The sequence below is a fragment of the Cobetia sp. Ld8 genome, from assembly GCF_045066615.1.
GTDB classification, from domain to species: Bacteria; Pseudomonadota; Gammaproteobacteria; order Pseudomonadales; family Halomonadaceae; genus Cobetia; species Cobetia amphilecti.
The window spans coordinates 60,592-73,340 of sequence record NZ_JBISHF010000007.1 but is presented as its reverse complement, the minus strand read 5'-3'; the positions used below and the strand labels follow the sequence as shown (position 1 = coordinate 73,340).

General features: G+C 63.2%; 10 protein-coding genes. 4 read left to right on the top strand and 6 right to left on the bottom strand.

Going from position 1 to position 12,749, the window contains the following annotated elements; genetic code table 11:
- Positions 1–66: 66 nt before the first annotated feature.
- From nth to ACJJV2_RS05275, 3 genes are all read left to right on the top strand, one after another.
- Positions 67–702, top strand: coding sequence for an endonuclease III (gene nth / locus ACJJV2_RS05285; RefSeq protein WP_043334098.1), 636 nt, complete (start codon positions 67–69; stop codon positions 700–702).
- 260 nt (positions 703–962) lie between these two features.
- A complete protein-coding gene (locus ACJJV2_RS05280; RefSeq protein ID WP_405278748.1) occupies positions 963–3,173 on the top strand; it encodes an EAL domain-containing protein in 2,211 nt (736 codons plus the stop codon).
- A 61-nt stretch (positions 3,174–3,234) separates the two neighbouring features.
- Complete coding sequence (locus ACJJV2_RS05275) at positions 3,235–3,522, top strand: hypothetical protein (protein ID WP_043334097.1); 288 nt, start codon at positions 3,235–3,237, stop codon at positions 3,520–3,522.
- A 200-nt stretch (positions 3,523–3,722) separates the two neighbouring features.
- Here ACJJV2_RS05275 and pepN read toward each other — a convergent pair whose 3' ends face one another.
- The 6 genes from pepN to ACJJV2_RS05245 all read right to left on the bottom strand — a co-directional run bounded on the left by pepN (position 3,723) and on the right by ACJJV2_RS05245 (position 10,891).
- Positions 3,723–6,374: an aminopeptidase N gene (pepN, locus tag ACJJV2_RS05270; RefSeq protein ID WP_405278746.1), complete on the bottom strand. Its 2,652-nt coding sequence runs from the start codon at positions 6,372–6,374 to the stop codon at positions 3,723–3,725.
- A 99-nt stretch (positions 6,375–6,473) separates the two neighbouring features.
- Complete coding sequence (locus ACJJV2_RS05265) at positions 6,474–6,899, bottom strand: YbaN family protein (protein WP_225996323.1); 426 nt, start codon at positions 6,897–6,899, stop codon at positions 6,474–6,476.
- A 265-nt stretch (positions 6,900–7,164) separates the two neighbouring features.
- Positions 7,165–8,376, bottom strand: coding sequence for a glycerate kinase (locus ACJJV2_RS05260; protein ID WP_404325069.1), 1,212 nt, complete (start codon positions 8,374–8,376; stop codon positions 7,165–7,167).
- A 162-nt stretch (positions 8,377–8,538) separates the two neighbouring features.
- A complete protein-coding gene (locus ACJJV2_RS05255) occupies positions 8,539–9,381 on the bottom strand; it encodes a S1 RNA-binding domain-containing protein (protein ID WP_175089419.1) in 843 nt (280 codons plus the stop codon).
- Positions 9,382–9,682: 301 nt separating this feature from the next.
- Positions 9,683–10,171: a YajQ family cyclic di-GMP-binding protein gene (locus ACJJV2_RS05250; protein WP_054556286.1), complete on the bottom strand. Its 489-nt coding sequence runs from the start codon at positions 10,169–10,171 to the stop codon at positions 9,683–9,685.
- A gap of 78 nt (positions 10,172–10,249) precedes the next feature.
- Positions 10,250–10,891: a GNAT family N-acetyltransferase gene (locus ACJJV2_RS05245; protein WP_405278743.1), complete on the bottom strand. Its 642-nt coding sequence runs from the start codon at positions 10,889–10,891 to the stop codon at positions 10,250–10,252.
- 168 nt (positions 10,892–11,059) lie between these two features.
- Here ACJJV2_RS05245 and ACJJV2_RS05240 point away from each other — a divergent pair, with 168 nt between their 5' ends.
- Complete coding sequence (locus ACJJV2_RS05240) at positions 11,060–12,655, top strand: RimK family protein (RefSeq protein ID WP_405278741.1); 1,596 nt, start codon at positions 11,060–11,062, stop codon at positions 12,653–12,655.
- Positions 12,656–12,749 lie beyond the last annotated feature (94 nt).

Below are 12,749 nucleotides of genomic sequence, written 5' to 3'. Positions count from 1 at the left end.
CCGCTGGCTGACAGCCTGTGTCGACGACGTCTGCTCCCAAGCCCTTACCGCCGTACCCGAGATATCATGAACGCCCAGAAACGCCTCGAGATCTTCACCCGTCTGCGCAACGAGAATCCTGAGCCACGCACCGAGCTTGCCTGGTCAACGCCCTTCGAGCTTTTGATCGCGGTGCTGCTGTCGGCGCAGGCGACGGATGTGGGCGTCAACAAGGCCACGGCGAAGCTGTATCCGGTCGCCAATACGCCGGAGAGCATTCTCGCGCTGGGCGTCGAGGGCCTGAAGGAGTACATCAAGACGATCGGCCTGTTCAACACCAAGGCCGAGAACGTCATCAAGACCTGCCGCATGCTGATCGAACGGCATGGTGGCGAGGTGCCGCAGACCCGCGAGGCGCTGGAAGCGCTGCCCGGCGTGGGCCGCAAGACCGCCAACGTGGTGCTCAACACCGCCTTCGGTCAGCCGACCATGGCGGTGGACACGCACATCTTCCGTGTCTCCAACCGCACCCGCATCGCCCCGGGCAAGAACGTGCTGGAAGTCGAGCACAAGCTGATGCGCCATGTGCCCAAGGAGTTCCTGGTCGATGCCCACCACTGGCTGATCCTGCATGGCCGCTACACCTGCGTGGCACGCAAGCCGCGCTGTGGCAGCTGCATCATCGAAGACCTCTGCGAGTACAAGGACAAGGTCGACCTGTAACGCCGCAAGGCACGAGGATTTGATGACCCCTTCATGACCAGGGGCTTGATGACTGGGGCTTGATGACTGAGGCTTTGTGAGCAACAGCTTGATGACTGAAACTTGATCACCAGGTACTTGGCAAAGGCCCCGATCCTGCGTGGCCTGCAGGCGTGGGCTGCATGCGTGATCGTTGATTGAGCATGAACCCCGCCTCCCCGCCTATTCAACCAAGCGGCAACGTAGACTGAGAGCACAGACCGTCGCCTCAGGAACCTGCCATGACCGCACCTTCCGATGCCGGGGATCGCCGCTCTCCGCGCCCAGAAGGCTCCGACGATTCCCGCCAGCCTGATGACAACAGCTGCCTGCACTCGCGCCTGCAGGAGATGTCGTCACGTCTCGAGGCACTGGAAGCCGAGAACCACCTTTTACGCACCTTGGTCGACACCCACCCCGACATCATGTTCATCAAGGATGCCAAGGGGCTGTTTCGCTACGCCAACCGCACCCTGACCGACTTCTATGGCACTTCACGCGAGGACATCGTCGGACGTGATGACAGTCATTACACCGGCAATACCGAGCAGAGCCACTTCTTCAGGCGCAGCGTGGAGCAGGTGCTCAGCAGGTTCGAGCGCGAGACGGTCTTCGAGGATGCCACCGACGGCACCACCGGCGAGGTCAACCACTTCCGCTCCATCAAGCAGCCCTTCCATGACATTCACGGTCAGCCGCTGGTCGCCGTTCTGGCGCACAACATCACCACCGAAGTCCGTGAGCATGAGCGCAAGACCCGCCAGATCGACCACATCTATGACACCTCGCTGGAAGGCTTCTGGGACTGGAACATCCTGACCAGCTCCGTGACTCACAATCGCCGCTGGTCACAGATTCTGGGCATCCCGGAGAGCGAGCTCAGCAACAGCCTGGAAGAATTCGCAAGCCTGCTGCACCCCGAGGACAAGCCCGAGGCGATGATCGCCATCCAGGACTGCATGGCGGGCAAGACAGCCTACTATCACCGCCACCGCATGCTGACCCGCGGTGGCGACGTCGTCTGGGTGATCGACAAGGGCGATGTCATCGAGCGTGACAGCGAAGGCAATCCGCTACGCATGATCGGCTCGATCACCGATATCACGCGTATCGTCGAATCAGAGGCCCTGCTGCACCAGCACAGTCGCTTCGACTCGCTGACCAAGCTGGCCAACCGTGCCACCCTGATCGACAGCCTGCAGCAGGCGATCATCATCACCGACGCCCGTGACACCCACGGCGCGCTCATCTTCATCGATCTGGACCACTTCAAGAAGATCAACGACCTGCTGGGGCATACCACCGGCGACCATCTGTTGATCGAGGTGGCCCACCGCCTGAGCTCCACGGTGCGTGACAGCGACCTGGTGGCGCGCTTCGGCGGGGACGAGTTCGTCATCCTGGTACAGCCCTTGAGCCATGATCCACAGACTGCCTGTCGCGAACTGGATGAGCTGATGGAGCACCTGCAGCAGGCGCTCAACCAGCCGTATTCGCTCTTGGGCCCACAGGCGCAGCCGCTGCAACATCACAGCTCGGCGAGCCTGGGCAGCATCATGTTCCATGATCGCCATCTGAGTGCGGAGGAGCTCATCCGGCGCGCGGATATCGCGATGTATCGCGCCAAGGAGGCCGGGCGCAATCAGACCGTCCGCTTTGATCCCAGCATGCGCGTGGAGCTTGAGCGCGCTGTGCAGCTGGAAAATGATCTGCGCCGCGCCATCGAGAATGAAGAGCTCTACGTGGAACTGCAGCCGCAATTCGATCGGGGACTCAAGCTGGTCGGCGCCGAGTGCCTGTTGCGCTGGCGACACGCCAAGCTCGGCAATATCTCGCCCTATGAGTTCATACCGCTGGCCGAGAAGAGCCAGCTGATCGACAGCCTCGGCGACTGGGTGCTGGAGCAGGCCTGCAAGCTGCTGGAGGACTGGCAGAAAGGCACCGGCTTCGCCAGGATCTATCTGTCGGTCAATGTCAGCGTCAAGCAGCTGGACTCCACTCACTACGTCGGCAATGTCGCCAAGGCACTCAGCCAGCACACGCTTGACCCGCAATATCTGCAGCTGGAGCTGACCGAAAACGTCTTCGCCACCGACATGCCCGCCACGGTCGCACGCATGCACGAACTGCGCTCGCTGGGCCTGCGCCTGTCACTGGATGATTTCGGCACCGGCTTCTCCTCACTGACCTACATCAAGCACCTGCCCTTCGATGAGCTCAAGGTCGACCGCAGCTTCGTCAATGATCTCGAGAACGACGAGATGAATCGCCGCATGGTGAACTTCATGGTGCAGCTGGGGCGTGAGCTGGGCATGTGCGTGGTGGCGGAAGGCGTCGAGACCCCCAGGCAGCGCGAACTGCTGCTGGAGATGGGCTGTGATGCCCTGCAGGGCTATCTGATGGACAAGCCGATGGCGATCGAGGCATTCACCGCCAAGTATCAGCTCGGATGACAGCGCATCCGCGTCTTTCATGGCACACTGGGGCCTCTTTTCTGTCTGGACATCATGCGTTATGGAAGACTTCTTCAACTGGATCGGCACGCAACTGGGTGCCGCCATTCGCTTCATCGTCGAAGGTCTGGGCGGTTTCTTCGCCAACTTCGATGATGCCCTATCGGGATTCTTCAATGGCCTCACTGGTGAGCTAGGGCTCAGCACTTCGCTGTTCAGCCTGCTGGGATTGATTCTGGGACTTTACCTGCTCTTCAAGGGCATCACGTCACTGTTGAGAGGCTCCATCATCGGCGGGCTATTGATGACCTTCATCGGGCTGACCTTCCTGGGCTGGATGATTGCCTGACGCGCGATGACCCTGAAAGCGATGACCGTGTACGCAATGATCGTATACTCGATGGTCTTGAAAGCGATGCCCTGACGGGACTTGCGCCAGGCTCGTGACATGAAAAAGCCCCTGCCGAATGGCAGGGGCTTTTTCATGTCAGCAGCAGTCATCGTATCGCGCGATGACTGCCGTCTGTCTTCAAGGGTCAGCTCAGAGGATCAGGCCAGTGCTTTCTCCACGACTTCATACAGGTTGTTCGAGAGTTTCTCGCCACGGATACGCTCAAGCTCTGCCTTCATCAAGTCCTGACGCTTGGCATCGAAACGCTTGTAGCGCGTCAGCGGCGTGATGATACGCGCCGCGATTTCCGGATTCAGACGATTGAGCTCGATGACCACATCCGCCAGCAGACGATAGCCTTCGCCGTCGAGACGGTGGAAGTTGACGCGGTTCTGGCCGGCGAAGGCGCCGATCAAGGCACGCACCTTGTTGGGGTTGGTCAACGAGAAGGCCGGGTGCTCCATCAGGAAGCGCACGCGGTCCAGCACATCGGCCTGCGGACGCGTGACCTGGATCGAGAACCACTGGTCCATCACCAGCGGATCATGCGACCAGCGCTCGGCGAAGGACTTGAGCGCCGGGTCACCCAGATCGGTGCGTGAGGAGTGCACCAGCATCGTCAGCGCGGCACGCACGTCGGTCATGTTGTGGGCCGCCGTCAGCTGAGCCTGGGCCAGACGCACGCCCTCCTCGTCCTCGATGCTCATCAGATAGCTGAGCGCGGCATTCTTGAGGCTGCGACGCGCCATCTGCTCGAAGGTCGGCGCGTAGTCACCCTGCTGCGCATTGGCGTGATAGAGCGCCACGAAGTCGTCGCGCAGCGCGCTGGCCAGCTGCGCCTTGGCGGTCTTGCGCGCCCAGTGGATGGCATCGACGTCGACGACACTCTGCTGCTCGGCGATATAGGCCTCCGAGGGCAGCGTCAGCATCTCGGCCAGCACCGCACGGTCGGAAGCCTCGCTCTGGAGGAGGTAGCGATAGGCGGCCAGCAGGCGCTCATCCAGCTGGGCCTCCTGCTCGCCACGCTGCCAGGCCGCCATCAGGTCTTCAAGCGCTGCCATGGCCAGACGCTGACCGGCATCCCAGCGGTTGAAGCCATCACTGTCGTGCTGCATCAGGAAGGCCAGCTGCTCACGGCTGTAGTCAAAGGCCAGCTTGACCGGCGCGGAGAAGCCACGCAGCAGCGACGGCACCGGCTCGGCATCGCCGGCAAGGCCGGTGAAGACGAAGGTCTGCTCGGCTTCGGTCAGCTCCAGCACGGTTTCCGTGCCCAGCGCTTCGCCGTCGAGGGTCAGCGTCAGATCGCTGCCATCGGCGCCGACCAGCCCCATGCGCACCGGAATCACCAGCGGCAGCTTCTCCGCCTGCCCCGGTGAAGGCGGCGTGGACTGACGCAGCGTGAGGGAATAGGTGCCTGCCTGGGCATCGAAGGTGCCACTGGCGGCGATGTTCGGCGTTCCGGCCTGGGAGTACCAACGCATGAACTGGCTGAAGTCGCGGCCGGAGGCTTCGCTCATCGCGCTGATGAAGTCCTCGATGGTGGCGGCGCTGCCATCGTTGCGCGCGAAGTAGAGGTCACTGCCACGGCGGAAGGCCTCTTCCCCGAGCAGATTGGCGACCATGCGCACCACTTCGGAACCCTTCTCGTAGATGGTCAGGGTGTAGAAGTTGGAAATCTCGATATAGGACGCCGGGCGCACCGGGTGTGCGGTGGGGCCGGCATCTTCGGCGAACTGCGCGGTACGCAGCATGGCGACGTCTTCGATACGCTTGACCGGCGCCGAGTTCATGTCGGCGGAGAAGGTCTGGTCGCGATAGACGGTGAAGCCTTCCTTCAGGGACAGCTGGAACCAGTCACGGCAGGTGACGCGGTTGCCCGACCAGTTGTGGAAGTACTCATGCGCGACCACCCCTTCGACGCGCTGGAAGGCGGCGTCGGTGGTGGTATCGGGGTTGGCCAGCACGCAGGCGCTGTTGAAGATGTTGAGGCCCTTGTTCTCCATCGCGCCCATGTTGAAGTCGTTGACCGCGACGATCATGAAGATGTCGAGGTCATATTCGCGACCGTAGACTTCCTCGTCCCACTTCATGGAGGCCTTGAGGGAGTTCATGGCGTGCTGAGTCTTGTCGAGATTTTCCGGCTCGACCCAGATTTCCAGAGCGACGTCACGGCCACTCATGGTGGTGAAGCTGTCGTCATGCTTGACCAGGTCTCCCGCCACCAGCGCGAACAGATAGCACGGCTTGGGATGCGGGTCCTGCCAGGTGACGAAGTGACGACCGCCCTCGCGCTCGCCACGCTCGATGGGGTTGCCGTTGGAGAGCAGGATCGGGTAGCTGTCCTTGTCGGCGATGATGGTGGTGGTGAACACCGACATCACGTCCGGGCGGTCCGGGTAGTAGGTGATGCGACGGAAGCCTTCGGCCTCACACTGGGTGCAGAACATGCCCGAGGACACGTAGAGGCCTTCCAGCGCGGTATTCGCGGCCGGGTCGGTCACCACCACCGTCTCGAGCTCACAGTTGGCCGGCAGGCCGGCCAGCGTCAGGTGAGTCTCGTCGAGCTTGTATTCATCACTGGCCAGCGCTCGCCCATCGACACGCACGGACTCAAGCGTCAGATGCTCGCCATTGAGCACCAGCGGCGGCGTGGCATCACTGCCCACGGCGGCATCGGGATTGGCCTCGAGGGTCAGCACGGTCGTCACACGGGTCGCGGACGGTGCCAGATCAAACGTCAGGCGGGTGTCCAGCACACGCCAGGCGGGTGCCTGATAATCGGCAAGATGAATCGCTGCAGGTTGTGACATCAAAGACTCCGCAATCAGCGCCGCGGGAGGTGACTCCTCACGGCAGGAAGACAGCGGACAGCGAGGGAGCAGACACCTCACCTGCCCGCGATGAAGCGCTCATTCGCGCGGAAGGGATTCGCCACTGACGGCAAGGTTCGCCCCCTCGCCCTTGGGCTCCGGGCGTGTGGCCAGCCAAAGTGCCAGCAGCGACAGGAAGACCAGCAGCGAGACCTTGACGGCCAGCACTGAGACGGTGAACAGGATGATCAGCATCGAGACGGCCAGCATGCTGACTGCCATGATGCGCGCGCGCAGCGGAATGGCGCGTTCGCGCTCCCAGGCCACCAGCGTCGGCCCGATCTGGGGATGTTCCCGGATATAGCGTGCAAAGCGCGGTGAGCCTCGGCTGGCACAGGCCAGCGCCAGCAGCATGAAGACGGTGGTGGGCAGCAGCGGCAGAAACATGCCAGCGAAGCCGATGCCGAAGAACAACCAGGCCAGGCCAAGCCAGCAGATACGCTTCATGCGCCGAAAGATCATCATGTCGGTTCCTCACCACCTGCGGTCACACACCGTGTGCTTCCTGCTATCAGTCAAACGCCAAGTCGTTCATGGGAAAAGTACTTTCTGACTATCCGCCTGATAGCAACTGCGTGCATGGTAACGGGCTTGCCGATATCGCGAAAGGCCACGCCCCCCCGCCATGGGGGCCGTGGGCCGCTGTCTGCGGCCGGATTCAATGCCGCAATCCGTCGAGCTGGGCGTGGGTTAGCTGCAGTCAGCCGGGCTGCGATCAGCCGGGCTGCGATCAGCCGCGCTGCGCCAACTGCCAGAGACGCATGATAGCCTCGCAGCGGTCAGCCAGCAGCTCCGAGGTGCGCGCCAGCGCCTGCTCAAGCGGCATGGCGCTGTCACACAGCGTGAAGACGGCACTGACCCCCTCATCATGGGCGGCTTGCCAGCCCTCGGCCAGTCGTCCGGCCAACACGATGGCGGGCACCCCAGCGGCTCGCGCGGCACGCGCCGCACCGATGGGGGTCTTGCCGCCCAGGCTCTGGCCATCCAGACCGCCTTCCCCAGTGATCAGCAGATCACAGCCCGCCAGACGTTCGCTCACATTGAGGCGCTCCATCACCAGCTCGATGCCCGGGCGCAATTCGCCGTTCAACCAGGCCGCCACCGCGTAGCCCATGCCGCCTGCGGCCCCTGCACCGGCCAACTGCTGCTGGTCTGTGCCCAGCACTTCAGCGCTCAGGCGCGCGAAGTGGCCCAGTGCCGCATCCAGTTCCTCGACCACCGCAGCATCGGCGCCCTTCTGCGGGCCGAACACGGCGCTCGCGCCACGCGCGCCACACAGGGGGTTGTCGACATCGACCGCGGCAGACACCTTGAGGTTGGCCAGGCGTGGGTCCAGCGCAGTGACGTCCAGGCTCGCTAAACGCGCGAGGGCCGCGCCACCTGCGGGCAGCTCATTGCCGTCAGCGTCGAGCAGACGCAGCCCGAGCGCGCGCAGCATGCCGCTGCCGCCATCGTTGGTGGCACTGCCGCCCAGCGTGACGATCAGTCGCTCGGCACCGGCGTCCAGCGCCGCCAGGATCAGCTCACCCACGCCATGCGTGTCGGCGACACGCGCGTCGCGCTCATCAGGGCTGACCAGATGCAGACCACTGGCTTCGGCCAGCTCGACGATGGCCGTGCGGCTACCCGGCTGCCAGCCCCACTGGGCGGTGACTTCACGCCCGAGCGGATCACGCACCTGAGCGCTGCGCGCCTCGATGGGGTCTGCTTCACTGGCCGCCGCCAACAATGCCGCCAGCGTGCCCTCACCGCCATCCCCCAGCGGGCAGAGATCGATCTGTGCCTCGGGCAGTACCCGGCGAACACCCCGCGCCATGGCTTCGGCGGCATCACTGGCTGCCAGCGCTTCCTTGAAGCTGTCAGGAGCAATCAACAGACGCGGCGAACCAGCAGAAGCGGAGGCAGCAGAAGCGGAGGAGGCAGCAGAAGCAGAGACAGTCATGCAGACATTCCTTGTCGAAAGTGAAGGAGCGATTGGGGGCAACTCAGCACAAGATACCCCCATGATACGCTGTCATTGGTGCCATGCGGCAGCCTGAAACGCAAACTGCCACCCGTCGGTCTCCCGCGGGTGGCAGTGGCAGCACAGGCTGACAGCAGTGACTTACTTGACCAGACGCGTCTCGGTGGGCGCCAGCGTGACCTTGCCTTCGCGCTTCAGGTGACCGATGGCGCGCTTGAAGTTGGCCTTGCTGGCACCGAAGGCTTCACTGATGGCTTCCGGTTCGCTCTTGTCACCCAGCGGCAGCACGCCCTGACTGGCTTCCAGCGCGGCCAGAATGCGGTCCGCCAGCTGCTGATGGCCAGCCGGACCCGGCGCCTGCGGCGTGAGATCGACATTGCCGTTGCCGTCATTCTTCAACACCCACAGACGCAGACGATTGCCGATGCGAAGACGCGTGAAGATACGGTCGTGGTGCACCAGGCCCCAATGGGCGTTATCGATGATGATCTTCATGCCCAGGTCGGTGCGCGCAGCGACGAGACCGGAGACTTCCTGGCCCACCGCGTAGGTAGCCGGAGTCTTGTCGAGCCAGCGATCCAGACGCATCGAGGCGACCATGCGGTCACTGTGCTTGTCGAGACCGACGTGCACCATGGCGAACTGGCCGGCCTTGAGCTCACGCTTGCGCTCGCCGTAGGGCAGCAGCAGGTCCTTGCCCAGGCCATTGTCGAGGAAGGTGCCGATGTCATTGACCTCGACCACCTTGAGCGCGGCGAATTCGCCGACCATGGCGCGTGGATAGCGCGTGGTGGCCAACAGGCGGTCTTCATCATCCAGGCTGACGAAGACTTCGACTTCGTCACCGATGTCGGCACCCGCCGGAATGAAGGGCGTCGGCAGCAGGATTTCCCCGCGATCCCCACCATCGAGGAAGACGCCGAAGCCGACCCGCTTGGTGATCGTCAGGGTGTTGCGCTGGCCGATAGCGAGCGGAGCAGACATATAACCTCTCTTTGCGCGTTGTCGGGTGCCGAGGCGGCCCGCATGGCGCAGATATTACGTACGAATAGGGTGAGACGCTTTGAAAGCGACGCGTCCGGTCGTCTCGAGTGAAGCACCGAGCTGGACAAGCGTAGCGCCAGCGACGAGACATGATGCTTTCAAAGCGAATCTGTTGATCCCGCAAACAAGCGAATCAGTGACTCTCACGACACCGCAAATCAGCGAATCAAACGAATACAGCACCGCACGCCGATAGCGAACGGTGCTGAGAATGGCGATCGCCAGTCACTTGCGCGCTGGATCAATCGCGGAAATTGTTGAACTGCAGCGGCAGCTCGAGGCTCTCATCGCCCTTGAGCAGCGCCATGGCGCCCTGCAGGTCGTCACGCTTCTTGCCGGTGACGCGGACCTTCTCGCCCTGGATCTGTGCCTGGACCTTGAGCTTGGCATCCTTGAGCGCCTTGACGATCTTCTTGGCGGTCGGCTGGTCCAGCCCCTGACGCAGCACCAGCTGCTGACGGGCACGCACGCCAGCGGTGTCGGCGTCCTTCTCTTCCAGGCAGCGCACGTCGATGCCGCGCGCGATCAGACGGCCCTTGAGCAGTTCGATCATCTGACGCAACTGGAAGTCGGCGTCGGCTTCCAGATTGACGTTCTCTTCCTTCTCGAGTTCGAAGCTGGCAGTCACGCCCTTGAAATCAAAGCGCGTCGCGAGTTCGCGATTGGCCTGATCGACGGCATTCTGAACTTCGTGCTTGTCGAGTTCGGAGACAATATCGAATGACGGCATGGGAGCGATTCCTTTGAAGCCATGAAGAATAAACAGCGCATCCTAGCCCATGGGGGCCACGCGCGCCATGCCCCTGGCTCAGGCGGCGCCGGCATTCACCGTCGAGGGCGACCCCGGGTGCGCTTCACCGGCCTCACCGGCCGCGAGTTCCTCAGCCACCGGCGCCGGCGAATCCAGCGTCAGTGCCTTGCGCATCTTCCAGGCGGCCGCCCCATCGGCATAGTAATCGCGCAGGCGACCACACTTCTCGAAGCCGTGACGCTCGTAGAGCGCGATCGCCGCGCCATTGCCGGTGTGCACCTCGAGATCGAACTGCGTACAGCCCTGCGCGATGGCCAGCTGCTCAAGCGATGTCAGCATGCGCTGGGCAAGGCCGCGGCCACGCGATTCCGGGTGCAGGCAGAAGGAATAGAGTCGCGCCCGGCGTGAGTTGCGCCGAAACAGCACGGTGCCATAGCCGAGCACGCTGCGCAGCGGCGTGGCGTCATCGCGCTCGACGCTACCGGCCGGCCATAGCGCGGCCATCACATCGTCCACCGCCGGTGCGGACGGGATGACATCGTCATCGGGCTGGATGATCACCAGGGTACGGGCATGGGCACGCAGAATCAGATGGGACAGCTGACGACGACTGAACCAGTCGCTGTCGAAACTGACTTCCTCGAGCTCTACCAGAGCGTCGAGATCGGCCCGGATGGCCGGGCGCAGAATGGGGGTCATGGTGCAGGCTCTCCCGCCTGTCAGCGCCCTGACGCTGTCCGAGGATCAGCGTGTCGCGGGGCGGTAGCAATGCGCTGCATTCTGGGCATGCAGGCGCGTCTTGTCTTGGTCTCTTTGCATGAAATTATTTCACTTTCCAGCCTATTGCGATGACGGGGATTGTTTCTCATGATGCGCGCATTCGGCACCGCTTCGGTGCCCGCCTTGCGAGGCTTCGCAATGTCCCGCCTGCGTATCGTGGTTGACCGTGTTTCTGACTGGCGCGCCTTCTATCCCAGTGATGATGTCATCAGCGCCCATGACTTTCTTTCCGAACTCTCAAGCGATGCGCCAGCCCAGCGCGCCGACGATGCGCCGCAGCCCGCCACCCACGTCATCAATCTGTGTGGCGGACTGGATTACCTGGGCATCGGCTATTACGTCTCGCTGCTGGCCCAGGCGCGCGGTCAGAAGGCGTTGCCGTCGGTGGAGACCCTCAATCAGCTGTCACGCAAGTCGCTGATCGACATGGAACTGGGCGGCATCCGCGTGCTGCTCGAGGAGCTGACACGCAAGGGCGCCCTGCCCGCCCCGCAAGGCGTGACGCATGGGGCTGGCAAGCCGCCACGACTCGACCTGCTGCTGACCTTCGGCGAGAGCGCAGACCCGGCGCTTGCACGTCTCGCACGCAAGCTGTTCGAGCGCCTGCCCTGCCCGCTGCTGGAAGTGCGTCTTGAAGGCCGTGGCGAACATTGGGTGCTCAAGCGGGTGCGCCCGCAATCCCTGAGCCACCTGGCAGCGGCGGATGAAGACCGCTTCGCCCAGGCGCTCAATCGCCATTCGCGCAAGGTGTGGCGCACGCCCAAGGCACGCCGCCATTACCGCTTCGACCTCGCCATGCTGGTCGACCCGGACGAGGCGCTGCCACCGTCCAACCGTACCGCACTCAAGCATTTCATCCGCGAAGGACGACGCCTGGGCATCGATGTCAGCCTGATCACCCGGCGCGATGAAGGCCGTCTGGCCGAGTTCGATGGCCTGTTCATCCGCGAGACGACCAGTCTGGATCACCACACCTATCGCATGGCCAAGCGTGCCGAGCATGAAGGGCTGGTGGTAATCGATGACAGCCAGTCGATCCTGCGCTGCACCAACAAGGTCTTCCTGCATGAGCTTCTCAAGGCACGCGGCCTGAGTGCCCCACAGGGACGCCTGATCCATCGGGGCGAACTGCGCCAGCTGGCCGAGCGCGGTCAGCACATGCGCTACCCGCTGGTGATGAAGGTGCCGGATGGCGCCTTCTCCCGCGGCATCGTCAAGATCGATGGCCCCGAGACACTGGTGCGCGAAGCCGAGCGACTGTTCCATGACTCCGCCCTGCTGCTGTTGCAGGAGTGGCTGCCGACCGAGTTCGACTGGCGCATCGGCGTGCTCGACGGCAAGCTGCTGTTCGCCAGCCGTTACTACATGGCGCGTGGCCATTGGCAGATCTACGACCACAGCGGCGCGCGTACCCGCTCCGGCGGCTTCGCGACGGTCGACCCGAGCGAGGTGCCAGCGGCCGTGATCAAGGCGGCCCTGAAGGCGACCCGCCTGATCGGCGACGGCCTCTATGGCGTCGACTTGAAACAGCTGGAGGACCGCGTGGTGGTCATCGAGGTCAACGACAATCCGAATCTGGATGCCGGCGTCGAGGATGTGGTGCTGGGACGCGAGCTCTACCGGCGCGTGATGCAGGTATTTCTGGCGCGCATGCAGGCGCGCCGCCAGCCCGTGCTGGGCTGACACGCCCCGAGTCTGCAAGCCTGTAGCGAGAAGCGAGAAGCGAGAAACAAGAAACAAGAAACAATAAGCACTGAAACGACAGCGCCCACCCTCC